At 64.3% G+C, this 26,462-nt stretch carries 22 protein-coding genes and 1 pseudogene (1 of these 23 cut by a window edge); 11 read left to right on the top strand and 12 right to left on the bottom strand.

Annotated features, from left to right (window positions below; all coding sequences use genetic code 11):
- Together IPL75_20060 and IPL75_20065 are read right to left on the bottom strand one after the other, a co-directional pair.
- Positions 1–542, bottom strand: the 5' end (the start) of a protein-coding gene (locus IPL75_20060; protein ID MBK9242487.1) for a tyrosine--tRNA ligase. 667 nt of this gene lie to the left of the window's left edge; the window shows 542 of its 1,209 coding nt (coding positions 1–542); its start codon is at positions 540–542; the stop codon falls past the left edge of the window.
- Between the two features lie 8 nt (positions 543–550).
- Complete coding sequence (locus IPL75_20065) at positions 551–1,192, bottom strand: phosphoribosylglycinamide formyltransferase (GenBank protein ID MBK9242488.1); 642 nt, start codon at positions 1,190–1,192, stop codon at positions 551–553.
- Positions 1,193–1,247: 55 nt separating this feature from the next.
- Here IPL75_20065 and IPL75_20070 point away from each other — a divergent pair, with 55 nt between their 5' ends.
- Positions 1,248–1,856 (top strand): transposase, encoded by a 609-nt coding sequence (locus IPL75_20070; GenBank protein ID MBK9242489.1) that lies wholly within the window; start codon positions 1,248–1,250, stop codon positions 1,854–1,856.
- Here IPL75_20070 and IPL75_20075 read toward each other — a convergent pair.
- From IPL75_20075 to IPL75_20100, 6 genes are read right to left on the bottom strand one after another with little or no spacing between them, the layout of a single operon-like run.
- Positions 1,818–2,813, bottom strand: coding sequence for a phosphoribosylformylglycinamidine cyclo-ligase (locus tag IPL75_20075; protein ID MBK9242490.1), 996 nt, complete (start codon positions 2,811–2,813; stop codon positions 1,818–1,820). The genes IPL75_20070 and IPL75_20075 overlap by 39 nt on opposite strands.
- Positions 2,814–2,815: 2 nt before the next feature.
- Positions 2,816–3,985 (bottom strand): HEAT repeat domain-containing protein, encoded by a 1,170-nt coding sequence (locus IPL75_20080; protein MBK9242491.1) that lies wholly within the window; start codon positions 3,983–3,985, stop codon positions 2,816–2,818.
- The gene (locus IPL75_20085; GenBank protein ID MBK9242492.1) at positions 3,982–5,388 is read right to left on the bottom strand and encodes an amidophosphoribosyltransferase; all 1,407 of its coding nucleotides are present in this window, start codon (positions 5,386–5,388) and stop codon (positions 3,982–3,984) included. The genes IPL75_20080 and IPL75_20085 overlap by 4 nt, the downstream gene beginning before the upstream one ends.
- Positions 5,385–6,710 (bottom strand): adenylosuccinate lyase, encoded by a 1,326-nt coding sequence (locus IPL75_20090; GenBank protein ID MBK9242493.1) that lies wholly within the window; start codon positions 6,708–6,710, stop codon positions 5,385–5,387. The genes IPL75_20085 and IPL75_20090 overlap by 4 nt, the downstream gene beginning before the upstream one ends.
- A complete protein-coding gene (locus tag IPL75_20095; GenBank protein MBK9242494.1) occupies positions 6,707–7,273 on the bottom strand; it encodes an insulinase family protein in 567 nt (188 codons plus the stop codon). The genes IPL75_20090 and IPL75_20095 overlap by 4 nt, the downstream gene beginning before the upstream one ends.
- A 9-nt stretch (positions 7,274–7,282) precedes the next feature.
- Complete coding sequence (locus IPL75_20100; GenBank protein ID MBK9242495.1) at positions 7,283–7,984, bottom strand: insulinase family protein; 702 nt, start codon at positions 7,982–7,984, stop codon at positions 7,283–7,285.
- Positions 7,985–8,058: 74 nt separating this feature from the next.
- Here IPL75_20100 and rlmN point away from each other — a divergent pair, with 74 nt between their 5' ends.
- Positions 8,059–9,144, top strand: coding sequence for a 23S rRNA (adenine(2503)-C(2))-methyltransferase RlmN (gene rlmN / locus IPL75_20105; protein MBK9242496.1), 1,086 nt, complete (start codon positions 8,059–8,061; stop codon positions 9,142–9,144).
- 25 nt (positions 9,145–9,169) lie between these two features.
- Here the strand turns inward: rlmN and purD are convergent.
- Positions 9,170–10,948: pseudogene (gene purD, locus IPL75_20110) on the bottom strand (phosphoribosylamine--glycine ligase).
- A gap of 85 nt (positions 10,949–11,033) precedes the next feature.
- Here purD and IPL75_20115 point away from each other — a divergent pair.
- From IPL75_20115 to IPL75_20150, 8 genes are all read left to right on the top strand, one after another.
- Entirely contained in the window at positions 11,034–11,231 is a 198-nt protein-coding gene (locus tag IPL75_20115; protein ID MBK9242497.1) for a 30S ribosomal protein S21, read from the top strand.
- Positions 11,232–11,452: 221 nt separating this feature from the next.
- Positions 11,453–11,791, top strand: a complete 339-nt coding sequence (locus IPL75_20120; GenBank protein ID MBK9242498.1) for an STAS domain-containing protein — start codon at positions 11,453–11,455, stop codon at positions 11,789–11,791.
- A 109-nt stretch (positions 11,792–11,900) separates the two neighbouring features.
- Entirely contained in the window at positions 11,901–12,857 is a 957-nt protein-coding gene (locus IPL75_20125; protein ID MBK9242499.1) for a decaprenyl-phosphate phosphoribosyltransferase, read from the top strand.
- Between the two features lie 30 nt (positions 12,858–12,887).
- Positions 12,888–13,877, top strand: coding sequence for a hypothetical protein (locus IPL75_20130; protein ID MBK9242500.1), 990 nt, complete (start codon positions 12,888–12,890; stop codon positions 13,875–13,877).
- The gene (locus IPL75_20135) at positions 13,874–15,157 is read left to right on the top strand and encodes a glycosyltransferase (protein ID MBK9242501.1); all 1,284 of its coding nucleotides are present in this window, start codon (positions 13,874–13,876) and stop codon (positions 15,155–15,157) included. Before IPL75_20130 ends, IPL75_20135 begins: the two co-directional genes overlap by 4 nt.
- Before the next feature lie 3 nt (positions 15,158–15,160).
- Positions 15,161–16,390 (top strand): glycosyltransferase family 4 protein, encoded by a 1,230-nt coding sequence (locus IPL75_20140; GenBank protein MBK9242502.1) that lies wholly within the window; start codon positions 15,161–15,163, stop codon positions 16,388–16,390.
- A 59-nt stretch (positions 16,391–16,449) separates the two neighbouring features.
- On the top strand, positions 16,450–17,451 hold the full coding sequence (locus IPL75_20145) for a glycosyltransferase family 4 protein (protein ID MBK9242503.1): 1,002 nt from the start codon (positions 16,450–16,452) through the stop codon (positions 17,449–17,451).
- A 25-nt stretch (positions 17,452–17,476) separates the two neighbouring features.
- Positions 17,477–18,952 carry a glycosyltransferase family 4 protein gene (locus tag IPL75_20150; GenBank protein MBK9242504.1) on the top strand — a complete coding sequence of 492 codons (1,476 nt, stop codon included), beginning with the start codon at positions 17,477–17,479 and terminating at the stop codon, positions 18,950–18,952.
- Here IPL75_20150 and IPL75_20155 read toward each other — a convergent pair whose 3' ends face one another.
- Together IPL75_20155 and IPL75_20160 are read right to left on the bottom strand one after the other, a co-directional pair.
- Positions 18,953–19,708, bottom strand: a complete 756-nt coding sequence (locus IPL75_20155; GenBank protein ID MBK9242505.1) for a glycosyltransferase family 2 protein — start codon at positions 19,706–19,708, stop codon at positions 18,953–18,955. It lies immediately after the preceding gene.
- Positions 19,705–20,967: a hypothetical protein gene (locus tag IPL75_20160; protein ID MBK9242506.1), complete on the bottom strand. Its 1,263-nt coding sequence runs from the start codon at positions 20,965–20,967 to the stop codon at positions 19,705–19,707. Before IPL75_20160 ends, IPL75_20155 begins: the two co-directional genes overlap by 4 nt.
- 113 nt (positions 20,968–21,080) lie before the next feature.
- Between IPL75_20160 and IPL75_20165 the strand changes: the two genes are divergently transcribed.
- A complete protein-coding gene (locus tag IPL75_20165) occupies positions 21,081–22,577 on the top strand; it encodes an aspartate aminotransferase family protein (protein MBK9242507.1) in 1,497 nt (498 codons plus the stop codon).
- A gap of 2 nt (positions 22,578–22,579) precedes the next feature.
- Here IPL75_20165 and purL read toward each other — a convergent pair whose 3' ends face one another.
- The gene (gene purL / locus IPL75_20170; GenBank protein MBK9242508.1) at positions 22,580–26,461 is read right to left on the bottom strand and encodes a phosphoribosylformylglycinamidine synthase; all 3,882 of its coding nucleotides are present in this window, start codon (positions 26,459–26,461) and stop codon (positions 22,580–22,582) included.
- Position 26,462: the final 1 nt, after the last annotated feature.

A 26,462-nucleotide genomic window follows, 5' to 3' on the forward strand; every position in this document is an offset into this window, starting at 1 on the left:
GCCTTTAAAAACACCGAGTCGTACGCCTGCGCCAGCGGATAGAGGAACTCATGCACGGCGATGGGCTTTCCCGCGTCGAACCGCTGACGGAAGTCACGCCGCTCCAGCATCTGCGCCACGTTGTAACGCGCGGAGAGTCGCACCATGCCATCCGCGCCCAATGCACCGAGCCAGCGCGAGTTGAAATCCACCACAGTCTTGCTCTCGTCGAGCACCTGGAAGACCTGCGCCTTGTACGTCTCGGCGTTGGCCGCAATCTCCACCTTTGTCAACGGCGGGCGTGTCTTCGATCGCCCGGTGGGATCACCAATCAGCCCGGTGAAATCGCCGATGACGAAGATGACGCGATGCCCGAGATCCTGAAAGTGCTTCATCTTGCGAAGCAGCACCGTGTGGCCCAAATGCAGATCGGGCGCGGTGGGATCAAACCCCACCTTGACCGTGAGTGGATGCCCGCGCTCGAGCTTCGCTTTCAGCTCGCCGGCGCGCACCACGTCCACACATCCCTTGGTCAGGTACGCCAGTTGTTCATCAAGGGTCATCGCATTACTCACGTTTCACTCACAGGAGTTGTCACCACACGGCGTCCATCCACTCGCCAGCCCCCGGCGATGATGCGCTGGATCGCCTCCGGGTACACGCGATGTTCCTCGACGAGGATACGCGTCGACAGTGTTTCATACGTGTCATCGTCGCGCACCGGCACCGCGGCTTGCATGACGATGGGCCCGGCGTCGAGTTCGGGCGTGACGAAGTGCACGGTGACGCCGGACACTTTCACCCCGTGCGCAAGCGCCTGAGCCTGGGCGGCCGCGCCGGGAAATGACGGTAGAAGCGAGGGGTGGACGTTCAGGACCGCCTGTGGGAAGGCCTCGCAGAACGCCGGCCCCAGCAGGCGCATAAACCCTGCGAGACACACCAGACGCACGCCACGCCCCTTGAGTGCAGTCACCAGCGCCTCGTCGTACGCCGCGCGGGATGGATAGTCCTGATGCGGCAGCACCAGGGTCTCGATGCCCTCGGCCCGGGCCCACTCCAGGCCCATCGCATCGGCCCGATTCGACACCACAACGCGAATAACGGCCCGGAGCTGGCCCGTCGCGATGGCCTCGCCAATCGCCCGCAGATTGGATCCACGGCCGGAGATAAGAACACATAGGGGGACGGGTGTGTTTTCCACAGAATTCGCCATTTCGGGGACAGGTCTCCAGACCGGCATCTCCCTTGCTAACAGGGGAGGCCATCTCATGCCACGACGCGCCAGATCAACTCAACGCGCCAGCTACTTTCACGTCATCAACCGCAGCGCCAGACGCCTGGTACTCTTCGCGCAACCGGCCGATTATCGCGCCTTTTTGTCGATTCTCAGCCAGGCCCTTGAACAGCACCCGGTGCGGCTGATCGCCTATTCCCTGATGCCAAACCACTGGCATCTGGTGATGGGCCCAACCGACACAACGGCGCTCTCAAAGTGCCTCCACTGGGTCACAGCTACCCACGCCGTCCGGCACCACAGGCATCGTCACTCCGTGGGCGAGGGGCCGGTGTACCAGGGTCGCTTCACCTCAATGGAGATACCCGCTGTCGGCGACCTTGTCCGAGTCTGCCGGTACGTGGAGCGCAATGCGCTGCAGGCCAAATTGGTGCGGCGAGCTCAGGACTGGCCTTGGGCCAGTCTGTCTGAGCGTCTCCACCCGGCGCACGACCTCCCCCTGGTCAACACGCCATTCCTCTCGTCGCGTGCCTGGGCCGACTACGTCAACACCACCCGCCCCGGAGACGATGCGGGGCACCAGTTGCTCACGCGGATCGAGCCGCTAGACGACTTCGCCGAGGCGCCAAGCCGCTTCGCCTGAGGCGGCCAGCGCGGCCAGGAGCGAGGCCTCGTGCGCGGGCGCACAGACCAGCACCATCCCCACGCCCATGTTGAACGCCCGGAACATCTCTTCGTCAGACACGCCGCCCCCGCGCTGGAGCCACGTGAACAAGGGCGGCACGGTCCAGCTGGTGCGATCGATCCGAGGCGCGCGCCCTTCGGGCATCACGCGGGGCAGGTTTTCGGTGAGACCGCCGCCCGTAATATGCGCCATCCCCTTGATCCAGCCCTGATCGAGCACGGGGCCAATGACCGGCAGATAGGTGCGGTGCGGCTGCAGCAGCGCCTGGCCCGCAGTCATCCCGAGTTCAGCCACCTCGGTATCAACCGTCAGGCCCAACGCCTCAAACACGATACGCCGCGCGAGCGAGTACCCGTTTGTATGAAGTCCCGAAGACGGCAGGCCGATCAACACATCGCCGGCCTCGATGTTGCGCCCGTCGATCACTTTCGGACGCGAGACGACGCCGACGATGAAGCCGGCGACGTCGTATTCGCCGTCGGAGTAGAAGCCCGGCATCTCCGCCGTTTCGCCGCCGAGCAGCGCGCACCCGTTCGCCACGCACGCCTGGGCCACGCCGGCGACGATCTGTTCAGCGACATCCGGTGACAGTCTGCCGGTCGCCAGGTAGTCGAGGAAAAACAGCGGTCGAGCGCCTTGCACGAGAATGTCGTTGACGCAGTGGTTGACGAGGTCCACGCCAATCGAGTTGTGGACGCCGGTCATGAACGCCACTTTCAGCTTGGTTCCGACGCCGTCGGCCGATGCCACCAGCACCGGTTCGGGCACTGACGCGTCGAGCGCGAACAAACCGCCGAACGATCCGACGCCCGAGAGCACACCGGGCGTGTAGGTCTTGCGCGCCATCTGTTTGATGCGGCGCACGACTTCATTGCCCGCATCGATATCCACGCCGGACTGACGATAGTCCACCAAAGCTAGAACTCCAGTCTATCGATCAACGCCTGCGCGACGCGCCGGGTCACGGACCCTTCAGCCGCCGCCCAGTACAGCCGGCGAATCTCGACGAAGAACCGTTCTTCCTCGAAGTCCTCGGACAACATGTCGAAGGCGTCGAGCATGAGGTCTGTGGTCTGGTCCAGCGTCTTTCGCGTTTCAAGTACGGAGAGCAACAGGCCGGCGTTGCGCAGTGCGACATGTCCCACGGCCAATGCCACTGCGGCCCGCACGGGGTCTTTGGAGGGCTCGCCGGCATCGAGCAGGACGGTCAGGGCCTGCCGATCCCCACGCGCGGCGAGCGCGCTCAAGGCAAATGCGGCGCTGCGAAGCAGCGTCTGGTGCTGCGGGTCGCTTGCGGCGAACATGAGGGTCCTGGCGAGGTAATCCACATGCACCGCGCACTCGCCACTGATGAGGCATGACGAGGCCGCGACAGAGGGCTGCAGGTCCCGGCCGACTCGCTTCTGCAAGGTGGCCAACACCGGCAGCGAAGCTTTGTCGCCGATCTTGCCCAGCGAGAGAATCGCATCATCCTGCAGCGGTCCGTCGAGGAGCGCGACGCTCTCAATGGCGGCTCGCGCCCAGGTGGCGCGGTAGTCTCCAAGTCCCTCGATGACGGATCCGCGGAAATAGTCTTCGCCGCGAAGAATCAGCGGCTCAAGGGCCTTGCGCACCGCCGGGTCGGCGTGCGACGCGGCGAGCGCGCGGGTCAGGCCCGGGCGCACAAACTCCGACTGCTCGCGGTCCAACGCCGCAATCAGTGCCTGCACCATTTCCGGATCGGGATGATGCTGGAACCAGCCGTAGGTCACGGCGCGGATGCGATCGTTCGAGTCGCCAATCAGCATGCGCATCGTGCTGGTGGCAGACGTCTGACCGAATCCCGCCAGCAGCACCAGCGCACGGTATCGCACGTAGCCATCGGTGTGCAGTCGCGCCGCAGCGGCGAGGGCGGGCACGGCTTCGGCCGCCGGTGTTCGTCTGACCACGCGGGCCGCCTCAGTTCGGGTCGGGAAATCGAAGGACACCAACTGATCGATCGCGGCTTTGAGGGACATGGGCTGTGCAGGCGCCTGCTGCGCAGGCACAACCACACCCAGGAGACCGACGACCAGCACTACCAGGGACAGGGATGATCGCAGGGTCATTTCACCAGCTTCAGCGCCAGTTGGAGATAGGCGGCTTCGTTGCGGGGAAAGGCTACCGGATACTCGCCCGTGTAACACGACGTGCAGTAGGACGATCGGTCGGGTCCCACAGCGGCCAGGAGGCCGTCGAGCGACAGGTAGCCGAGGCTGTCGGCTTCGATGTACTTGCGCACTTCCTCAAGCGTATGAGTCGCCGCGATCAGTTCGGCTCGCTGCGGTGTGTCCACACCATAGAAACAGGGCGAGACGGTTGGGGGGCAGCTGATACGGACGTGCACTTCGGTCGCGCCAGCGGCGCGCACCATCTTCACGATCTTTCGGCTGGTGGTGCCTCGCACAATCGAGTCATCCACGAGCACGACACGCTTGCCGGCCAGGATGCTCTTGACCGGATTGAGTTTCACGCGCACTCCGAAGTGCCGGATGGACTGCTGAGGCTCGATGAACGTGCGGCCCACATAGTGGTTCCGGATGAGCCCCATCTGCAGCGGCAGGCCAGCGGCAAACGCGTACCCGGTGGCCGCGCACACGCCGGAGTCGGGAACGGGCACAACCACGTCGGCGTCGGCCGGCTGTTCTTTCGCAAGCTGGCGACCGAATGCCGTCCGAACCTCGTTGACGCTCTGGCCGAACACATACGAGTCCGGCCGCGCGAAGTACACGTGCTCAAACACACAATGCGCGCGCTGCGCCTTGGCAAACGGCTTGATCGACTTCACTCCGTCTGCGCTGATGATCAGCACTTCACCCGGTTCGACGTCGCGCACCCAGGTGGCATCGATAAGGTCGAGCGCGCACGTTTCTGAACACACGATGTACGCGTCGCCCAGGCGCCCAATCGTCAATGGGCGAAACCCATGGGGATCACGCGCCGCAATCAGACGATCCTTCGTCAGCAGGACCAGTGAAAAGGCACCCTGCGCTTGCTGGATGGCTTCCACAAGCGCCTCGTCGGGCGTCGCCGCCCTGGACCGGGCATACAAGTGCAGCAGCACTTCGGTGTCGCTCGTGGTCTGGAAGATCGAGCCCTGCTGCACGAGTGCGTTCCGCAATTCCTCGGCGTTCACCAGGTTGCCGTTGTGTCCCACGGCAATCTCGCCATGCGCGCAGTCGATCTGGATGGGTTGCGCGTTCCGGAGTCCGCTTTCACCGGCGGTCGAGTACCGCACGTGGCCAATCGCGCTCGTGCCCCCCAGGTGTTTGAGGGTGTCTTCGTTGAACGCATCGGCGACGTATCCCATCGCCTTGTGCTGTCTCAGCCGCCGCCCGTCCGACGTGCTGATTCCCACACTCTCCTGGCCCCTGTGCTGTAACGCGTAGAGGCCGAGGTAGGTCAGATTGGCCGCCTCCGCGTGCCCGAAGATGCCGAAGATGCCGCACTCTTCACGGAACTTATCGGTCACGGAGCCTCCCTGGTGGGTTGAGCGCCGGCTGGGCCGAACACTCTGGCGAAAATGGCGCCCACGTTCCGAAGTTGCGCGTCCAGATCAAACGCCTCTTTCACGATCTCTGCAGACAGCACCCGGGTGATATCCGCATCGGCCAGAAGCAACGCCTGGAAGTCCACGCCCTCTTGAAAAGACTTCATCGCGTTGCGCTGCACCCAGAGGTAGGCATCCTCGCGCGAGACGCCGCGCCGCGCGAGTTCCAGCAACACACTGCCTGAATACACCACGCCGCGCGATCGGCCGAGATTCTCGAGCATCCGCGCCGGATACACGACCATCCCGGCCACGATGCGCGTAAAACGCCGCAGCATGTGATCCAAGGCAATAAAACTGTCGGGCAGGATCACGCGTTCCACCGACGAGTGCGAAATGTCGCGTTCGTGCCACAGCGCGACGTTCTCTAGCGCAGCCATCGCATTCGCGCGAATCAGGCGGGCGAGACCGGTCACCTGTTCGCAGCCGATGGGATTGCGCTTGTGCGGCATGGCCGACGAACCCTTCTGCCCCTTGGCAAACGGTTCTTCCACTTCGCCGATCTCGGTCTTCTGCAGCCCACGAATCTCCAGGGCGAATTTCTCCAGCGACGCCGCCAGGATCGCCAGCGCTGTCATGAGTTCGGCATGGCGATCGCGCGACACGACCTGTGATGACACCGGGTCGGCCGACAGGCCCAGGCGCGCACACACCGCCGCTTCGATGGCCGGATCGAGGTGTGCAAAAGAGCCAACCGCGCCCGACAACTTGCCCACGGCCACCGCGTCGCGGGCCCGCACCAGCCGTTCACGACCACGTTGCACTTCGGCGTACCACAGCGCCAGTTTGACGCCGAACGTCATCAACTCGGCGTGCACACCGTGCGTGCGCCCAATCATCGGGGTGCGCTCGTGTTCCATCGCTCGCGTGCGAATAGCGGCCGCCAGCGCATCGACACGAGTGAGCAATAAGTCACACGCCTGACGCATCTGCAGGGCCAACGCCGTGTCCAGCACATCCGACGACGTGAGTCCGAAGTGCAGCCACCGTGCGGACGGCCCCACTTTTTCGGCCACGGCCGTCGTGAAGGCAATCACATCGTGCTGGGTGACCAGCTCGATTTCGTCGATGCGCGCGATATCAAATGACGCCCGCTCGCGAAGCGTGCGCGCGTCCTCGACCGGCACCACACCCGCGTCGGCCAGGGCGTCGGTCGCGGCCAGTTCCACCTCGAGCCACGCATCGTAGCGGCGTTGCTCACTCCAGATGGCGCCCATCTCGGGATGGGTGTACCGGGCAATCATGCTTTCGGTGCTCCTTGGGTCAGCCGCAGGCGATCGGCCGACAATCGATCCCCGCGATCGGGTCCCACCACACTGGCCACCATGCCGTCGTCACGGAAGAGATCCTGCGCCACCCGCAGCACATCGTCGGCGCTGACGGCCTCGATGTTCGCCAGCATTTCATCGAATGAAATGTGGCGGCCAAAGACCATCTCCTGGCGGGCCAGATGCGACATGCGGCTGGAGGTGTTCTCGAGGCTCAACATGACGCTGCCCTTCAGGTGGTCCTTGGCGCGACGCAGCTCTTCGGCCGGCACCGCCTCGGATCGCAGCCCGTGCAGTTCGTCGAGCGCGAGCGAAACCACTTCGTCCACCTTGTCGGCGGCGCATCCGGCATACACGCTGATCATGCCCGCGTCGGTGTAGGACGACAGATTGCTGAACACCGAATACGCCAGTCCCCGCTCTTCGCGAATGTGCTGGAACAGCCGGGAGCTCATCGAGCCGCCCAGAATGGTGTTGAGCACAAACACGGCGTGCCGGTCTGCGTGACCCTCGCCGTACGCCGTGGTGCCGAGGCACACGTGGCTCTGTTAAATGTCCTTGACGCGTTGGTCGACCCCCGGCGTCATCGATGGCGCCGTCACCGCGTCGTCAGATGCCACCGAAGACAATGAGCCGAACACACGCGCGATGTCGTCGCGAAGACGATCGTGATCGAGATGACCGGCGGCCGCCACCACCAGGTTGGGCGCCACGTAGGTGCGGCGGAAATAATTGCGCAACTGCGCTGAGGAGAAACTGGCCACCGTCTCGGGCGTGCCGAGAATGGGGCGGCCGAGGGGATGGCGCGTCCAGAACTTCTGCACGAACATTTCGTGCACCAGGTCATCCGGCGCATCCTCGACCATCTTGATTTCTTCGAGAATCACGCCTTGCTCGCGCACCACGTCATCTGGCGCGAGGGCCGGATTCAGGAGCATGTCACTGAGCAGGTCCAGCGCAATCGGCACGTGCTCGTCGAGCACCTTGATGTAGTAGCCGGCGTATTCCTTCGAGGTGAAGGCATCCACCTGGCCGCCGACCGAGTCGATGGCCTGCGCCAAGTCGCGCGCCGATCGCCGTTCGGTGCCCTTGAACAACATGTGCTCCACGAAGTGCGCGATGCCACTCTCGGCATCCGACTCATGGCGCGAGCCGCGGGTCAGCCACACACCGATGGCCACCGACCGCACGTGCGGCAGGGTTTCAGTGACAAGCCGCAGGCCGGACGGGAACGTCTCGCTCTTCACCATCGTACGAGGCCCGAACCCTGTAAGTTGTTCAGTAACTGGAGTTTACGCCCTAGGATCAAGTCCAGAATGATACCATGGCCTTTGCCGTGGAACAAGGCTCTCTCGCACTACCGCCGTTGGATTTTTCTGCGCTCGAACGGCCGGAACTCGAACAGGCCGCCATCGGCCTTGGCCTGCCCGGATTTCGCGGCCGGCAGATCTTCCAGTGGATTCATCAACGGGGCGTATCCGACTTCGCCTCGATGACCAATCTGCCGCAGGACTTGCGGGCGGCGCTCGCGGCCCGCGGTGCAATCGCTGAGCCGGCCCTGGTCGCAAAACAAGTCTCATCCGACGGCACCACGAAGTTTCTGCTGCAACTTGGAGACGGCCGGCAGATCGAGGCGGTCTACATTCCTGATACGCCGGCGCAGACCTTCTGCATCTCGACCCAGGTCGGGTGCGCGATGGCGTGCGGCTTCTGCCTCACGGGCAAAATGGGATTGCTGCGTAACCTGACCGCCGGAGAAATTGCCGGCCAGGTGCGTGTGCTCGCGAGAGAAACGGGTCTTGCCACCTCGGCCTTCAACATCGTGCTCATGGGTATGGGCGAACCCCTGCACAACTACGACGCCACGATGAAGGCGCTGAGGATCCTGACAGACGAGCAGGGGTTGGCCGTGCCGCCGCGGCGCATCACACTTTCCACCGTGGGCGTGCTGCCCGGCCTGCAGCGCCTGGCTGAAGAGCCGATCATGCCCAACCTGGCGATTTCCCTGCACGCCACCACAGATGAACAGCGCGACGTGCTCGCGCCCATCAATCGCAAGTACAAGCTGCAGGAGTTGATGGATGTGTGTCGCGCCTTTCCGCTGCGGCGGCGCGGCCGCATCACGTTTGAATACGTGCTGCTCGACCAGGTCAACGACACGCCGGACGACGCGCGAAGGTTGGTGCGCCTGCTCGAAGGCATTCAGGCGAAGGTGAACCTGCTGCCGCTCAATGAGGCTGCGGGCATCCCCTACCGGCGGCCTTCCGACGAGCGGGTAAACGCGTTTGCGGCGATCCTCGCCGACCGCGGCGTCACGGTCTCGGTGCGCAAGAGCCGCGGCCGCGACATTCGCGCCGCGTGTGGTCAGCTATTGGTGGAGACGGCGCGGAAAACGACCTCTGAGGTCTGACCTCAGAGGTCGTTTTCCAGAGGCCTTATTTCTTCTGCGCCAGCCGCGCGGCGGCGGCCTCGACTTTCGCTTCTAGTCCGACTTTGTAAGCGACCACGCGCTCGGCGAGTGCAGGGTCGCCGAGCGCGATCATCTGCGCCGCGAGCACGCCGGCGTTGGTCGCGCCGGGCTTGCCAATCGCCACGGTCGCGACGGGCACTCCCGGCGGCATCTGCACGGTGGACAAGAGCGCGTCCATGCCCTTGAGCGCAGATGAGTCAATCGGCACGCCGATGACCGGGCGAGGCGTGTGCGCCGCCACCACGCCCGCCAGGTGCGCGGCCGCGCCTGCGCCAACGATAAAGACCTTCACGCCGCGTGTGTGCGCATCGTCAATCAGGCGCAACACCCGCGCGGGCGACCGGTGCGCGGACGCGACGGTCATCTCCCACACCAGACCAAACTCGGTCAACGCAGCACCCGCCGCCGACATCACATCGGCGTCGGAATCAGAACCCATCAGAATCAATACATCCATGGCGGAATCGGCAATCTGCAACTACGTGAACGCCGCACCAATATCAGTGCGGTACTGCATGCCGTCAAAGTGTAGCGCGGAGAGCGCCTGGTAGGCGCGGGTCCTGGCTTCGGCGTGTGTGACCGCGCGGGCGACGACGGTGAGCACACGGCCACCGGCTGTGACGATCTGATCGCCCTGCCGCGCGGTGCCCGCATGAAACACGGTGACGTCCTCGGCGGGCGCATCGGTCAATCCGTCGATGGTGACGCCTGAGGAGATGGGGCCGGGGTAGCCGGCCGACGCCAACACGACGCCCACTGCCGCCCCATCAGACACCTGCGGGGCTTGCGGTCCGAGTCGGCCTTCTGCTGCGGCGAGGAGAATGGCCGCAAAACTCCCTTCAATCAGCGGCAACACCACCTGAGCCTCGGGGTCGCCAAGCCGCACGTTGAATTCGATGACCTTGGGCCCGTCTGGCGTCAGCATCAGGCTCACGTACAGGAATCCCCGATAGCCGCCGTCGGCCTGAAACCCCTCCATCACCGGTTGCACGATGGTGCGCATCACCGTGGACTCGAGTTCCGGGGTCATCAGCGGGCTGGGCGCAAACGCCCCCATGCCACCCGTATTGGGCCCGCGATCGCCATCAAAAATCCGTTTGTGATCCTGCGCCGTGCCGAGGACGACCGCGCGCCGGCCGTCGCAGAGGGCAAAAAACGAGACTTCGGGGCCGGTGAGGCACTCCTCGATCACCAGGGTGCTGCCCGCCTGCCCAAACGCCCGATCCACCATGGCCGTCCGGACGGCCGCTTCGGCCTCTGCCCGGTCGGCGGCCACCACTACTCCCTTGCCGCCGGCAAGGCCGTCGGCCTTGACGACCACGGGGAATCCGAACCGATCGCCTGCCACGGCAGCCAGCGCGGCCTCGGCGGTGTCGCACACGAGGAATCTCGCGGTTGGAATGCCGGCCCGGGTCATGAAGTGCTTTGAAAACACCTTGGACGTTTCCAGCCCGGCAGCGTGTTTGGGGGGACCAACAATGGCCAGTCCGGCGGCTCGAAACCGGTCGGCAATGCCTTTGTCCAGAGCGGCTTCGGGACCAACGACGGTCAGCGCGACCTGCTCCCGAATGGCGAGCGCCAGCAGGCCGTCCACGTCTGTGGCCTCGAGGGGAAAACACCGGGCGACGGCGGAGATTCCGGGGTTTCCAGGGGCGCAAAGGACCCCGGTGACCTCAGCGTCCTGCGCCAGCCGCCAGGCCAGGGCATGCTCCCGGCCGCCTCCACCCACCACAAGGACGTTCATGAAGGGATTCTAGCGCTCTCGTTGCGTGATAGGCTGTCTTGTTGTCCCTCGGGACACAATTCACCAGGGAAGGGGGTGTGCATCCATGGCAGAAGTTCGAATCCAGGAAGGCGAGTCCATTGAGAGCGCGTTGCGCCGTTTCAAGCGCAAGGTGCAGCAGGAAGACATCATCAAGGACATCAAGAAACACTCCTTCTACTTGAAGCCGGGCGACAAGAAGCGGGTCAAGTCCGCGCTGGCCCGCAAGCGGTCGCGCAAGAAGCTGCGCCGCGACGTCGAGTAGGTCCTCGCACGAATAGCACGTCTGGTTGACGCCCCGCACCCGCCCCAAAGCGGGGTCGGGGCGTTATCCCTTGTCAAATCGATCGATCACACCCTAAACTTACCGGGAAGATTGTGGTCCCTGGGTCCGGATACCCAGGAGCGGTGCGCCCTTTCGCGCGCGGCTTCTGCCGGGGACGCGTCCGAGATGCGCCGCGTAGCGCGGCAGCAACAGGAGTGGGCATGCAGATCGACGAACGAATTGTGGGCGAGGTCATCATTCTGGACCTCAAGGGCAAAATTACCCTGAACGAGGGTGACGAAGTCCTGAAGGACAAGATCAACTCGCTCATCATGCAGGATAAGAAGCGCATCCTGCTGAACCTGGCAGAGGTTCCGTACATTGACAGCGCAGGTCTCGGTGAAATCGTCCGCACGTACACGACGGTCAGCCGCCAGGGCGGCCAGCTGAAGCTGGTCAACCTGACCAAGCGCATCACGGATCTCTTGATGATCACGAAACTGCTCACGGTCTTCGAGACGTTCGAAGTCGAGCAGGACGCGCTCAAGAGTTACAAATAACGGTTCTTCAGCCGTCGCCTGAATTTCAGAGTCGATTGACGGGCGCGCCCTAAGGGCGCGTCCCGTCGTCGCGCCCGCCTTCGCCAAGGCTCATGGCGGGCAGGCCTGTATGGCGCGAAGTACCCTTCGTCCAAATCGCGGTGCGTCAACAGACGCCCTCGCCGACGGCCCGGCACGCAGGCGGCCGTGGGTGGCGGACCTGCTGCTGTCGCTGCGTCCGGCGCAGTGGACCAAGAATCTGATCCTGTTCGCCGGCCTGATCTTCGGCGGACGATTGTTCGATCCGTCGGCCGTCAAGGCCTCGGTCCTCGGATTCCTGGTGTTCTGTGTGCTGTCGGGAGTGGTGTATCTGGTCAACGACGTACGCGACGTTGTGGCCGACCGGCTCCATCCCACCAAGTCCAGACGACCCATCGCCGCCGGCGCTATCTCCCCCACATCTGCACTGACGGCCGCGTTTGTCCTGGTCTCAGCCGGCCTGGGCATTGCGTGGTGGCTGGGGCCGTCGTTTGGCCTGGTCGCCACGGCCTACGTGACTCTCCTCACCATCTATTCCACGGCGCTCAAACATCTGGTGATCCTCGACGTGCTGACCATCGCCGGCGGCTTTGTGCTGCGCGCGGTGGGTGGCGCGGTGGTGATCGGGGTCGCCATCAGTCACTGGTTGCTTGTCATCACGCTGCTTGGCGCGTTGTTCCTGGCGTTGGGCAAGCGTCGCGGCGAGATTGCCACGCTGGTGGATGGCGGCACCGGCCATCGACCGATCCTGGCCCACTACTCCACGGAGCTCCTCGATCAGCTCATCACCATCGTCGCGAGCGCGACGTTGCTGGCGTATGCGTTTTACACCATCAGTCCGGATACCGTGGCCAAGTTCGGCACAGACCGGCTGCTCTTCACCTTGCCGTTTCCGTTGTACGGCGTGTTCCGGTATCTCTACCTCATTCACAAGCACGACGGCGGGGCGAACCCGTCCGAAACGCTTATCTCGGATCGGCCGATTCTTCTCTGCGTCGCCCTCTGGGCCTGCGCAGTGGCCGTCATCATTTACGGGCCGTGGCGCTGACGCCGGGCCGAAGGATCAGGGTGTTTTCCCATGAGTGATTTTCAAGTGAAGTCCGACGCCGTGGATGTGGACGCGATCATGCGCCAGATTCGCGCGCGCATCCGCGAGAAGCGCGGCACCGACTACACCGAGGCCGAAGTGCAGGAATTGGCCAAGGTCAAGCTCGAGCAGTTCCTGGATCCCAAAGGTGTGCGCTCCGACCTTGTGGCGCAGTTCCGCCGCACCAGGACGATCAGCCCGGCGCCACCCAAGTACGACTTTGAAGACGACACGATCTACGAAACACATCGCGGCCTGTTGCGGACGATCCGCCGCCTGCTCAACCCCATCCTGAAGCTCTTCCTCAACCCGAACCCGATTGCCGCAGCGCTGCACGTGCAGGCTCGTGTGAACGAGGAGTTCCACCAGCGCTTCCGGCAGCGCGAGGACATGGACCCGCTGTACTACGAGCTGGTGCACAACCTGGCGCTCGAAGTCACGCGCCTCGGCATCGAAGTGCACAACATGAAGATGCGGGTGGAGTCGGTATCGAGCCGTATCGACTTCGACGAGCGCCGCAGCCGCGCCCTCGAGACCGTGGTGCAGTACAAACAGGCGCGGCCGCCTCAGCAGCAACGGCCGCAGCCGCAACGGCAGCAGGATCAGCGTCCGCAGGAACCGCGCCCGCAGCCCCAGGCCATGAACGCGCCCACGGCTACCGCGCCGGTCGCCTCCGCGCCCGTCGCAGCAATGTCCCTGACCAGCCCTGCGGGAGATTCAACTGGTGACGCTGCAGCCGTGCCGATGCCGGCCTCTGGCTCAGCACCCGCTGGTGATCGCGGCGACCGGCCGGACGGCGAGGGCGAACGGCGCCGGCGCCGGCGTCGGCGTCGCCGGCGCCCGGGCCAGAACATGGGCGATCAGCAGGCCGGCGCGGGCGGCGGGGCAGACGGCAACGGAGACGACGCGGGTGACGACTCCTCCGCTGATATGGGCTCTGACTCAGGTACGGGCCCTGATTCAGGTAACGACGCGCAGTGAAGATTGCGATCGTTGTCCAGCGGTACGGCACCGAAATCAACGGCGGAGCCGAGTTGCACGCTCGGTACGTCGCCGAGCGGCTCTCTCGCCACGCCTCGGTCGAGGTCCTGACCACTTGCGCCAAGGACTACCTCACGTGGAAGAACGAGTGGCCCTCCGGAGAGGAAACGGTCAATGGCATCCGTGTGCGGCGGTTCCCCGTCACACGCCCGCGCAACACGGATGACTTCGGCCGGCGTTCGGCGCTTGTGTTCGAGCGCCAGCATTCCCTTGCGGATGAGCTGGCCTGGCTCGACAGTGAGGGACCCAAAAGCCCCGCGCTGATCCGTCACATCGAGCAGGTGCGCGACGAGTTCGATTTTTTCCTCTTCTTCAGCGCGCGGTATTACCACGCATGGCATGGCGCGCGTGCGGTACCCGGCAAGGCGATCCTCGTGCCGACGGCAGAGCGTGATCCGGCCGTGGGGCTCCACCTGTTCGGCCCGGTGTTCCGCGGGGTGCGTGCGCTCATGTACAACTCATTCGAGGAACGCGACCTTATTCACGGCGTCAGTGGGAATCAGGCGGTCCCGGGTGTTGTGGTGGGCGTGGGCTCTGCCATCCCCGAGCGCACGCAGCCGTGGCGCTTTCGAAAGAAGTTCAACGTGAAGCGCCCGTTTGCCATCTACATCGGTCGCATCGATGAGAACAAGGGTTGCCCGGCGCTGTTCGATCACTTCATCAACTACGCGGCCAACTACCCGCGCGGACTCGATCTGATCCTCCTCGGCAAAGCGGTCATCCCGATCCCGTCGCATCCGCGCATTCGCGCGGTCGGCTTTGTGTCTGAGGAAGACAAATTCGACGCGCTGGCTGCAGCCGATCTGCTGGTCATGCCGTCGCAGTTTGAGAGCCTCTCGATGGTGGCGCTCGAAGCATGGGCGCTCGGCAAGCCGGTGCTGGTCAACGGCGCATGCGACGTCCTGCGCGGGCAGACCCTGCGCGCCAACGGGGGCCTCTGCTACGAGTCGTTCGAGGAATTCGCCGAAGCGATGTACTGCCTTGAAGCCAGCGGGCCCATCGGCGCCATTCTTGGCCGCCAGGGTCGCGAGTTCTTCAAGCGCCACTATGCCTGGCCGGTCATCGAGAAGAAGTACCTGGATATGTTCGACCGGCTCAAACGCGATTCCTCGGTGCGCCCCGCCGAACCCTGGCCTGGCTGGTGGGAGCGCCGCAAGCGGACCCTTCCTCCCGCACGGCAGATCGTGGACAAGGTCCCGGCTGGTCCGGTGCTGCGATAACCCATGCGACCCAAGGTCCATCAGGTGCTGGCCACGCTCGGCTATGGCGATGCCATCGGCCATGAGGTGCTGGGCATTCGCCGCGCGCTCCGGTCCGCCGGCTACGACTCCGAAATCATCGTCGAGACCGCGGACCCGCGCCTGGAAGACCTGACTGTGGACTATCGCGACATCGTTGGTGATGTCGGCGAAGGCGATCTGCTGATTCATCACTTTTCACTGGGCTCCCGGGCGTCGCGCACAGCATTCGCCCTTCCGGCGCGGATGGCGCTGATTTACCACAACATCACGCCACCCGAGTACTTCATTGGCGTGCACGACCAACTCGTGCGCCAGTGTTACCACGGCCGGCGCGAACTGACCGCGTATCGCACCCGGTGCGAACTGGCGCTGGGTGACTCGGAGTTCAACCGCCAGGAACTTGAGTCGCTCGGATTCGACCCGACGGGTGTTTTGCACGTCGTGCCAGACTTTTCGCATCTTGACGGCGCGCCCGACTCGCGTGTGCTCGACGCATATGACGACGAGTGGACGAACATCCTGTTTGTGGGCCGGTTGGTCCCGAACAAACGGCCCGATGACCTGATCCGGTTCTTCCACGCCTACAAGACAACCTACAACCCGCGATCGCGCTTGATCATCGCCGGCGCGCACGGTGGATTTGATTCCTACCTTGCGCAAATCCATGCGTTCATCGCGGCACTGGGTGTACAGGACGTACACATCCTTGGCCAGATCACCGACGAGGCGCTGACGGCGCTCTACGATGTGGCCGACCTCTTCCTCTGCGCCAGTGAACACGAGGGTTTCTGCGTCCCGATCGTCGAGTCGTTTTACAAACGGGTTCCCGTCCTCGCATACGCCGCGACGGCCGTACCAGCGACCATGGACGGGGGCGGCGTTCTCTACACGGAGAAACACCCCGGCCGAGTGGCGGCCCTGATGCAGTCGCTCACCGGCGACGCCGCGTTGGCCGACGACGTGTTGCTGGCCCAGGACGGCGCGCTCGATCGACTGCGCGCGCGCGATTTCGACGGCACGCTCCTGCGGTTCGTGGATCAGGCCCTCTCGGCGCCACGCCGGCATGTGCCGTCGGTGGCCTACGACTTCTGGCGCCAGTTCAAGCTGGCGGATGAGCTGGAAGAAATCCGGCAATACCGCCCGGGCGCGTTCGCCGCCCTGCCCCTGGAAGACGATGCGGCGCCAGTCGCGGATCTGGGGCACCGCGGGTGATTATCAATCAGTGGGTACCCGCCGCCCACAAGGGCGATGCCGTCGGTGACAACGCACGCATGATGCGCCGACTGTTCCAGGGCTGGGGCCATGAATCCGAAATCTATGCCCTGTCGATTGACGAAGGCCTGGCAGACGAAGTGCGCCCGTGGTCAGATGCCGGCGCCCGCCAGGGCGACGTCACGATCTTTCACTTCGCCATTCCGTCGCCAATGACGCGGGCATTCGGCACGCTGCCTGGCGCGCGCGTGATGCTGTACCACAACGTCACGCCGGCGCACTTCTTCGCGCGCTACGATGCGGGCATCTGCCGCATGGCCGCAGAGGGGCGTCGCGAACTCGCGACGCTCGCCGGGCGCACGGATCTGGCTCTTGGCGTGTCTGACTACAACCGTCAGGAGCTTGTGTCGCTCGGCTTCGAACGCACGGGCGTGCTGCCGATTGTCGTTGATACGGCGCGGCTGACTGCAGCCCCACCGGTGCCGGCGTTGGAGCTGTCGCTCAAGGACGGTCTGGCCAACATCCTCTTCGTCGGGCGCATCGCTCCCAACAAGATGATCGAGGACCACATCCGTCTGGCCGAGCACTACAAGCGGTACGTGGACATCTACTACCGGTTTATCTTTGTCGGCAACTACAACGCCGTGCCCGGGTATTACGCCACCATCCGTGCCTTGATTGCGGAGTACCGGATGTTGCCGGATCGGTTCTGGTTTACCGGGCCTGTGCCCGATCGGGAACTGGCCGCGTACTACCGTCATGCGCACGCGTATGTCTCGCTGAGCGAGCACGAAGGTTTTTGCGTGCCGCTCGTGGAAGCAATGGCCATGGACGTACCGGTGCTGGCCTACTCGGCGGCCGCCGTGCCGGAAACCCTGGGCGGCGCTGGCCTGGCCTTTGCGCCGAAAGATCTCGAAGTGGCCGCCGAAATGCTCGGCGCCCTCGTCTACGACGAACCACTACGGCGCCAGGTCATTGCGGGCCAGCGGCGGCGTCTCTCGGCGTTCCACATCGACAACCTGGCGCCGCGCCTTCAATCACTCCTGGCGGAGGTCGCGTGACCGCGTCACATCCACGGAAACTCCTGTGAAAATTGCCTTCATCGTCCAGCGCTATGGCACCGAGATCCTCGGGGGGTCCGAGTACCACTGCCGCCTGATTGCGGAACGTCTCGCCGAACACCACCACCAGGTGGATGTGTTGACGACGTGCGCGCGCGACTACATTACGTGGGAGAACGTGTACCCGGAAGGGACCGATCGCGTGCGGGGCGTCATGGTGCGCCGCTTCGCGAATGCACGCACGAGGGATCTGGACGCGTTTAACCAGTATTCCGACTGGATCTTCAACAACCGGCACACGCCGGCCGACGAGATGGAGTGGCTCAAGCAGCAGGGCCCCTGGTCGCCCGGCCTCATTGACTATCTCGAACGCCAGCACCAGTCGTACGACATCCTGATCTTCTTCACGTACCTGTATGCGCCCACAGTGATGGGCCTGCGCATTGCGCCGTCCAAGAGCCTGCTGGTGCCGACGGCCCACGATGAACCGGCCATCCGGCTCGGCATTTACGAGGACGTGTTTTCAAGTGCCGCAGGCATCGTGTGGAACACCGAGGCCGAGCGGCGGTTTGTGAGCGAGCGGTTCCACTTGCGCGCGCTCGTGGAAGACGTGGTGGGCTGCGGCGTTGATGTGCCCGAAGCGCGGTTTTCCGGGGTCGAGACCGTTGCGGAACTTGCACCCGTGTTGCCCACTGCGACCGAGCCGCTGCCCTCACACATCGAAGGACCGGCCAACGCATTCAGGCGCCGGCATCGGATTCACGAACCGTTCGCGTTGTATGGCGGACGCATCGATCCCGGCAAGGGCTGCGAAGAGCTGCTTGAGTACTTCCAGGCGTTCCTCGCCGATGGCGGCGATGCGGCGTTGATGCTGATGGGCGTCAAGCTGATGCCGTTGCCGGACGATCCGCATGTACGCTTTGCCGGCATTTTGCCCGACGAAGAACGGCTGCACGCCATTGAAGCAGCCACGGTGGTGGTGGTGCCGTCGCCGCACGAGAGCCTGTCGCTGCTGGCGCTCGAAGCGTTCGCGGTTGGGACGCCGGTGCTGGTCAATGGCCGATCGGAAGTGCTGGTAGACCATGTCCGCCGCAGCCACGCGGGTTTGTACTACGAGAACCAGTGGGAGTTCGTGGAAGCGTTCAAGTTGCTGACGCGCGATTCGGCGTTGCGATCGGCGATGGGCCGCAACGGCAAGGCCTACGTGAACCGCAACTATCGGTGGGACATCATCCTCTCGAAGTACGAGCGCATGATGGCTCGCCTTCGGCCGCCACAGCGCGAGGGCCGCGAAGGCCGCGAGACCAACGACACGCGCGAGCCGCATCGTGGCGATCGGCGGCCCCAGCAGTCTCCGCCGTCATCGGGACAGCGGCAGGATCGACGACCGCAAGGACGTCCCGAGGGACGATCGGGCGGCAAACCTGACGGCCGGCAGGGCGGCGGTGGTGGCGGTGGTCGTCAAGGCCGTCCGCGTGACGGCCGCCAGCGTTCGCGCTAGCTAGCGCGCCTGACGCGGCTCCAAAAGGTCCCAGCGATGGATGCCGCGCCTGTGTAACCAGCCACGAACGGAGACGCCCAGGACGCCAAAGCCGTAGGTGATGCTGCGGCGCAGTCCGATTGATGAGGCCTCCGGGAAGTACTTCGTCGGGCAGGTCACTTCGGCAATCTCAAAGCCGCACGAAAATATCTGCGCCACCACCTGGTTGTCGAACACGAAGTCGTCGGAGTTCTTGTGGAACGCAATCGTTTCAAGCACGCGCCTTGAGTACGCGCGGTAGCCAGTGTGATATTCCGATAATTTCTGGCCGAGAAGCATGTTCTGCAGAAGTGTGAGTACCCGGTTTGCGAGGTACTTATACCGCGGCATTCCGCCATTCAAGGCGCCTTTGCCGAGGATGCGTGAGCCGAACACGACCGGATACACGTCATGGGCGATGATCGATGCCATCGCCGTGATCAGCCTTGGCGTGTATTGATAGTCCGGATGCAACATGATGACGATGTCGGCCCCGAGCGCCAGGGCCATGTCATAACAGGTCTTCTGGTTGCCGCCGTAGCCCCGGTTGAGCGGGTGCACGATGACGTGACGAATCCCGAGATTGCGGGCGATCTCCACCGTCCTGTCACGACTGGCGTCGTCTACCAGAATGACCTCATCCACAATCGCAAGCGGGATCTCGCGGTAGCTGCGCTCGACCGTTTGTTCCGCGTTGTACGCGGGAAGGACCACGACGACCTTCCTGTTGCCAATCATCGGTAGTAGCTCAGGAGAGAGGCTAGTCCGAGTACCGTGCCCAACAGCAACCGCCACAGGCGGCCGTTCCCTCGCGCCGAGGAATCCGCGGCCACGAACACAAGGAAAGGCGCTGCCTGCACCACATACCTTGAGGAAAATTGCGCTGCTGATTTCGCGCACGTTGCGATGATCGCCATGGCGCCGAGTAGAAGAAAGAGCCGCATGGTGTTCTCTCGCGCGTCCCACACCTGCACCAGCATCAGCAACAAGTAGTACAGCCCGACAGCGGCCAGCACGGCAGGGAACGTATAACCCAGTCTCAGGACGACCGCCGCGGGCAGAAGGCGTTCGACGACCGTTTGCAGCGGAAGGAAGGTCAGCCAGTGGCTGAAATTGTTCGCGAGCGCACCCGCGCCGGCAAGGAGTGCGGCCGCCGCCGCAGCACGGGGAATCCATCGGAGCCAGCCTGGGGCGATCAGGGAGACGAACAGGCCGGCATAGGCGAAACCATACAGACCGAATAGTGGATTCAGCCCGCTTTGAATAACGCTCACAGGCGGGGGCATCAGATCTCCCCAGGCCAGGAACATAGGTACCGGCAGCAGAAGAGCGGCCACCGTGAACACGCCCAATACCCGCCACGCTTTGAATCCGGGTTCCAGGGCGAAGGCCCATGCCGCCGGAATCACCAACAGGTAAGGGGTGCGACCGATGATCGCGAGCGACAGCAGCAACCCGGCGAGAACCGCCATCAGTGCGGGAACCACGCCGCCCGAACGTCTCAAGGCCCGGAGCAGCAGGAAGATCGATGCGCAGAGGCAGAGCATCGCAGGCGCCTCGGTGAGTGCCAGACCGCTGATCACCCACATGGGAGGTATCGCCAGCATCGACCCGGCGATGCTCCACCGCGCGCTGGAGCCCAGTCGCATTGTGGACGCCCATCCCGCCAGTAAGGGGATGCAAAGACCGATGCAGGCCAGATTCAACAGACGCATCGACCGAATCTCAAGGCCCGTCACACCGGCCCACGCCAGATGGAACAGTTGATAGAGCGGTCCTGGCGACTGGTCAAGAGCGCGAAGGAACTCCGCGTTCAGGCCGACGCGCATGAGCAAGGCGATGTTGGGATAAAAGACGGTTTCGTCGTAGACGAGGCGCGCAGGCGAAACGGCCACCATCGCCACGGTCAGCGCCGCGAAGGCGAGCACTGACAAACCGAGTTCTGTGCGCTCCGCCGGTGACGCAGAGACAGTTGACGACTGGTCGACCGACATCATCTGGAGGTTGCCGAGTTGGTGCCCACCGGACGCAATTCTATGACGACTGCCGGGCAGCAGGCCATGTCGGCTTCCGGCGATAATCTCTGTTTTGCGAAGTTTGAAGGGATTCGATGATGAAGGAACACGGGAGCCGCAACGCCGGATTGGCCATGGATCCGGCCACGTTCAGAGCAATCGGGCATCGACTTGTCGATCAGATCGCCGCTCGCCTGGAAGCACTGCCTGACGGGCCGATCACGCCCGACGGGTCGCCTTCAGGTGTGCGAGACGCGCTGGAGCTGACGGGCCCGTTTCCGGAAAGTGGGATGGATGCGGCCGTGCTCCTCGAGCAGACGACCGATCGACTCTTCACCCACTCGCTCTTCAACGGCCACCCCCGGTTCTTCGGCTACATCACGTCGTCTCCCGCACCGATCGGCATGCTGGGCGACCTGTTGGCCGCGGCGGTGAATCCGAATGTGGGCAGTTGGACGCTCTCGCCGGCCGCCACCGAGATCGAGTCGCAAACGGTGCGTTGGATTGCCCAGTTCATCGGATACCCGGATGACTGCGGCGGTGTGCTGGTCAGCGGCGGAAACATGGCGAACTTTGTGTGTTTCCTCGCAGCGCGCGCTGCCAAGGCGGATTGGGATGTCCGCACGCGTGGGGTGGGCGTGGACGCCGGACGCAGGCTGCGCGTGTATGGATCGGCCGAGATGCACACCTGGATTCAGAAAGCCACGGACATGTCGGGGCTTGGCACCGAGGCCATTCGATGGATCCCGACAGGGGCCGACCTTCGCATGGACGTGGACGCCTTGCGGCAACAAATTGTCTCGGACATCGCGGCGGGCGACCTGCCATTCATCGTGGTCGGCACTGCCGGGTCGGTCAGCACCGGTGTCATCGATCGGCTCACGGAGATCAGCGCGTTGTGCAAGGAGCACGGCGTGTGGTTTCACGTGGACGGTGCATATGGCGGATTTGCCGCGGCGCTGCCTCAGGCACCCGATGACCTGCGCGCGTTGAGTCTCGCGGATTCCGTGGCAGTGGACCCGCACAAGTGGCTGTACGCGCCACTTGAAGCCGGCTGCGCCCTCGTGCGCGACGTCGAGGCTTTGCGGGCAGCCTTCGCGTATCACCCGCCGTATTACCACTTCGCCCAGCACGCGTTGAACTACGTGGACCTCGGGCCGCAAAACTCACGTGGGTTTCGTGCGCTCAAGGTGTGGCTGCAAATGAAACACGCCGGCGCCTCGGGCTATCGCGAGATGATCGCAGAGGATATCCGGCTGTCCCGGGTGATGGCTGCGGCCGTAGGTCGTGACCCTGAACTTGAGTTGTTCACCCAGGCGCTGAGCATCGCCACCTTCCGCTACGTGCCGGCAGACATGCGCACGACGATCGGCGCGCCAGCCACCGAGGCCCACCTGGATGCGCTCAATCGCGCGCTGGTGGATCGGCTGCAACGCGGAGGCGAAACGTTCGTCTCGAATGCGGTGCTCCGCGGTCGTTATGTGATGCGCGCATGCATCGTGAACTTCCACACGACCGAACGTGATGTTGAGGCGGTGCCGGACATCGTCGTCCGTATGGGCCGGGTGATCGACGCGGAATTGCGGCCCTGATCCTACCCGAGCCAGACCCGCGCGTTACGGAAGAGGCGCATCCACGCGCCATCTTCGCCCCACCCGGCCGGGGCCCAGGAATTCTGCACCGTGCGGAACACGCGCTCAGGGTGCGGCATCGTGATGGTCACGCGGCCGTCTTCTGAGCACACTGCCGCTACGGCTCCGGCAGACCCGTTGGGATTGGCCGGGAAGCGTTGCGTCTGGCGACCAAAGGTGTCCACATACCGAAGGGCCACGCCACGCCTGGCCTCCAGCGCCGAAAGGTCAGACGCGTCGCCAAACTCCGCCTGACCTTCGCCATGCGCCACCACGATCGGAATCTGCGAGCCGTGCATGCCGGCCAATAACACCGACGGACTGTCCTCGACGCGCACCAGCGCTACTCGGGCCTCGTACTGTTCTGAGAGGTTCCGCACGAATCGCGGCCAGTGTGATGAGCCCGGCACCAGGTCGCGCAGGTTCGAGATCATCTGACAGCCATTGCACATGCCGACGGTGAACGTGTCGGTGCGCGCAAAAAACGCCGCGAACTGATCGCGGGCCCGGGCGTTAAACAGAATGGTCTTCGCCCACCCCTCGCCGGCGCCAAGCACGTCGCCGTACGAAAAACCTCCACACGCCGCCATGCCCTTGAAGGCACCCAGGTCAACCCGGCCCCCGAGGATGTCGCTCATGTGCACATCCACAGTCGAGAAGCCGGCGCGGTCGAACGCTGCGGCCATTTCGTACTGCCCGTTTACACCCTGCTCACGGAGGATCGCGATGCGTGGACGCACGCCGGTGGCGATGAAGGGCGCAGCATGGTCCTGGGTCGTCGGGAACGTCAGCGACGCCGACAGGCCCGGGTCGGCATCATCGAGCAGGGCGTCGTACTCTTCGCGCGCGCAGTCGGGATTGTCCCGGCGACTCTGCATCGCGAAGCTCAGCTCGCCCCAGGCTCGATGGAGATCCACGCGTGATGCGCTGTAAATCTCCTGACCGCCGGCTTTCACTCGCAGGGTCGCGCCGGGCACCGCAGTGCCGATGCGATGTGTCATCGCGCCCAGGCCCGCCGCCGCACAGCGTTCGAGCACAACCGGTATGTCGGCCGACCGCACCTGCAGGACGGCGCCGAGTTCCTCGTTGAACAACACCGCCAGGGCGTCGGCGCCGAGAGACGAGAGATCCACGTCGAGGCCGCAATGACCGGCAAATGCCATCTCCGCGAGCGTGGCAAACAGCCCGCCGTCCGACCGATCGTGGTACGCAAGCAGGTGGCCGCCGGCAAGAGAACGCTGGATGACGTCAAACAACGCAGCCAGCCGCGCCGGATCATCCAGGTCCGGCACTTCGCCACCGACGCGATTCCAGGCCAGGGCAAGAGCAGACCCACCGAGGCGGTTCCTGCCAGCGCCCAGATCGATCACCAACAACTCCGCAGGCACATCCGTGCGCAGGACAGGCGTCACACACGCCCGCACATCGAGCACGGGCGCGAAGGCCGAGACAATCAGCGACAGCGGCGCGGTGACGACGTGGTCGCGACCGGCTGAGTGCCACCGCGTCTGCATGGACAACGAGTCCTTGCCGACAGGAATAACCAGGCCCAGGGCAGGACACAGCTCCATGCCGACGGCCCGGACGGTATCAAACAGCGCCTGGTCCTCGCCGGGTTGGCCCGCGGCCGCCATCCAGTTGGCCGAGAGTTTCACGTCGCTCAGTTTCGCGATGCGTGCGCTTGCGATGTTGGTGATGGCCTCCGCCACGGCCATGCGGCCAGACGCCGGCGCGTCCATCATGGCGAGTGGTGTGCGTTCGCCCATCGCCATCGCCTCGCCGACGTACGCGTCGTAGCCGGTCAGGGTCACGCCCGCGTCGGCCACCGGCACCTGCCACGGGCCCACCATCTGATCACGGCTCACCAACCCGGTGACACTTCGGTCGCCGATGGTGACAAGAAAGCCCTTGCTCCCGACCGCAGGCATACGAAGCACACGTTCAACCGCGTCAGCCACGGTGATGCCGTCGAGCGACAGCCCATGGTCCGCGGTCGCCCCACGTGTGAAGGCCCGCCGCATCTTTGGCGATTTACCAAACAACACCGACAGCGGCAGATCCACCGGGGTGGGCCCGAGCTGCGGGTCCGCCACTTCCAGGTGCGGAGCAGCCAGGGCCTCTCCCACCACGGCAAAGGGGCAACGTTCGCGTGCGCAAATCTCGCGGAAGGTCGCGAGGCTGGCAGGGTCAATGGCCAGCACGTACCGTTCCTGTGCCTCGTTGCACCAGATCTCCAAAGGCGAGAGTGCCGCGTCGGCGCTTGGAATGCTGCGCAGGTCGATCCTGCCGCCGCGGCCGCCATCCTTCACCAGTTCCGGCAGCGCGTTCGACAAACCACCCGCACCCACGTCGTGAATGAACCGGATCGGATTCTGGTCCCCACGCTGCCAGCATCGATCGATCACTTCCTGGCAACGATGCTGCATCTCGGCGTTGTCACGCTGCACCGACGCGAAGTCCAACTCGGCGTCGCTGGCGCCCGAGGACATCGACGATGCCGCACCGCCTCCGAGGCCAATCAACATGGCCGGCCCACCCAGGACCACGAGCAGCGACCCCGCAGGCATGTCGCGTTTGCGCACGTGCGGCTCGCGGATATTCCCCAGGCCGCCGGCAATCATGATCGGCTTGTGGTAGCCGCGGACCTGGCCCCGGTCGAACTGTTCAAGTGTGCGGAAGTATCCGCAAATTGCCGGCCGGCCAAATTCGTTGTTAAACGCGGCCGCGCCAATTGGGCCGTCGATCATGATCTGCATCGCCGAAACGATACGGTCAGGTTTGCCGTGGTTTTCCTCCCAGGGCTGCTCGTATCCCGGCACGCGCAGGTTCGAGACGCTGAAGCCCACCAGACCAACCTTCGGCCGGGCACCGATCCCGACCGCACCCTCGTCGCGAATCTCGCCGCCTGATCCGGTGGAGGCTCCAGGATAGGGCGCGATTGCCGTCGGATGATTGTGGGTCTCCACCTTCATCAGGATGTGCACAGGCTCGTCGTGAAACGTGAACTGGCCTGTGGCCGGGTCAGGAAACCAGCGCCGCGTGTGGTGTCCGCGAATCACCGCCGCGTTGTCGGAGTACGCACTCAGGACATCGGAGGCGTCGCCCCGCTCATAGGTGTTGCGAATCATGCCGAACAGGCTCTTGGCCTGCTCCGTTCCGTCAACCGTCCACGTGGCGTTGAAGATCTTGTGCCGGCAGTGTTCGCTGTTCGCCTGCGCGAACATCATCAGCTCGACATCCGTGGGATTGCGGCCGAGTTCGACGAATGCCGCGCAGAGGTACTCAATCTCATCGGGCACGAGGGCAAATCCGAACTCGCGATTCGCGCGCTCGAGCGCCTCCCGGCCCCCACCCAGCAAATCAATCGTCACCAGCGGGCGAGCCGGCTCATGCGCAAACAACCTCGCCGCATCGTCGAGCCGGTCGAGTACGTGCTCCACCATCCGGTCGTGCAACGACGCCGCGATCCGCAGGCGCGACGACGCCAGTATGCCCGCGTCGGCATCGACGTAGAACGCGATGCCCCGCTCGACGCGTTTCACGTTCGATAGGCCCGTGTTACGCGTGATGTCCGTGGCCTTGCTGGACCAAGGCGAGACTGTTCCAGGTCGGGGGACCACCAGAAAGAGCGCCCCCCGCTCCTCCACCTCGGCGCGCCGGGGGCCGTAGTGGAGCAGGCGTTCGAGCAGGTCGCGCTCGGGCGCGTCGAGCGTTCCGTCTACATCGACAAAATGCACAAATCGCGCATTCAACGCAGTGATGCCCGCGGTGTGGGCGCGCAGAGTGTCGAGCAGGCGATTGAGGCGAAAAGGAGAGAGCGCTGCGGCGCCAGGGAGTGTCAGCATG

The sequence above is a fragment of the Acidobacteriota bacterium genome (assembly GCA_016716905.1).
Lineage (GTDB): Bacteria > Acidobacteriota > Vicinamibacteria > Vicinamibacterales > SCN-69-37 > SYFT01.

Excerpts from the sequence above, each read along its gene's own strand:
- IPL75_20065 (MBK9242488.1), bottom strand. The coding sequence starts at position 1,192 with ATGGCGAATTCTGTGGAAAACACACCCGTCCCCCTATGTGTTCTTATC.
- IPL75_20070 (MBK9242489.1), top strand. The coding sequence starts at position 1,248 with ATGCCACGACGCGCCAGATCAACTCAACGCGCCAGCTACTTTCACGTC.
- IPL75_20080 (MBK9242491.1), bottom strand. The coding sequence starts at position 3,985 with ATGACCCTGCGATCATCCCTGTCCCTGGTAGTGCTGGTCGTCGGTCTC.
- IPL75_20090 (MBK9242493.1), bottom strand. The coding sequence starts at position 6,710 with ATGATTGCCCGGTACACCCATCCCGAGATGGGCGCCATCTGGAGTGAG.
- IPL75_20100 (MBK9242495.1), bottom strand. The coding sequence starts at position 7,984 with ATGGTGAAGAGCGAGACGTTCCCGTCCGGCCTGCGGCTTGTCACTGAA.
- rlmN (MBK9242496.1), top strand. The coding sequence starts at position 8,059 with ATGGCCTTTGCCGTGGAACAAGGCTCTCTCGCACTACCGCCGTTGGAT.
- IPL75_20115 (MBK9242497.1), top strand. The coding sequence starts at position 11,034 with ATGGCAGAAGTTCGAATCCAGGAAGGCGAGTCCATTGAGAGCGCGTTG.
- IPL75_20120 (MBK9242498.1), top strand. The coding sequence starts at position 11,453 with ATGCAGATCGACGAACGAATTGTGGGCGAGGTCATCATTCTGGACCTC.
- IPL75_20125 (MBK9242499.1), top strand. The coding sequence starts at position 11,901 with ATGGCGCGAAGTACCCTTCGTCCAAATCGCGGTGCGTCAACAGACGCC.
- IPL75_20130 (MBK9242500.1), top strand. The coding sequence starts at position 12,888 with ATGAGTGATTTTCAAGTGAAGTCCGACGCCGTGGATGTGGACGCGATC.
- IPL75_20140 (MBK9242502.1), top strand. The coding sequence starts at position 15,161 with ATGCGACCCAAGGTCCATCAGGTGCTGGCCACGCTCGGCTATGGCGAT.
- IPL75_20145 (MBK9242503.1), top strand. The coding sequence starts at position 16,450 with ATGATGCGCCGACTGTTCCAGGGCTGGGGCCATGAATCCGAAATCTAT.
- IPL75_20155 (MBK9242505.1), bottom strand. The coding sequence starts at position 19,708 with ATGATTGGCAACAGGAAGGTCGTCGTGGTCCTTCCCGCGTACAACGCG.
- IPL75_20160 (MBK9242506.1), bottom strand. The coding sequence starts at position 20,967 with ATGATGTCGGTCGACCAGTCGTCAACTGTCTCTGCGTCACCGGCGGAG.
- IPL75_20165 (MBK9242507.1), top strand. The coding sequence starts at position 21,081 with ATGATGAAGGAACACGGGAGCCGCAACGCCGGATTGGCCATGGATCCG.
- purL (MBK9242508.1), bottom strand. The coding sequence starts at position 26,461 with ATGCTGACACTCCCTGGCGCCGCAGCGCTCTCTCCTTTTCGCCTCAAT.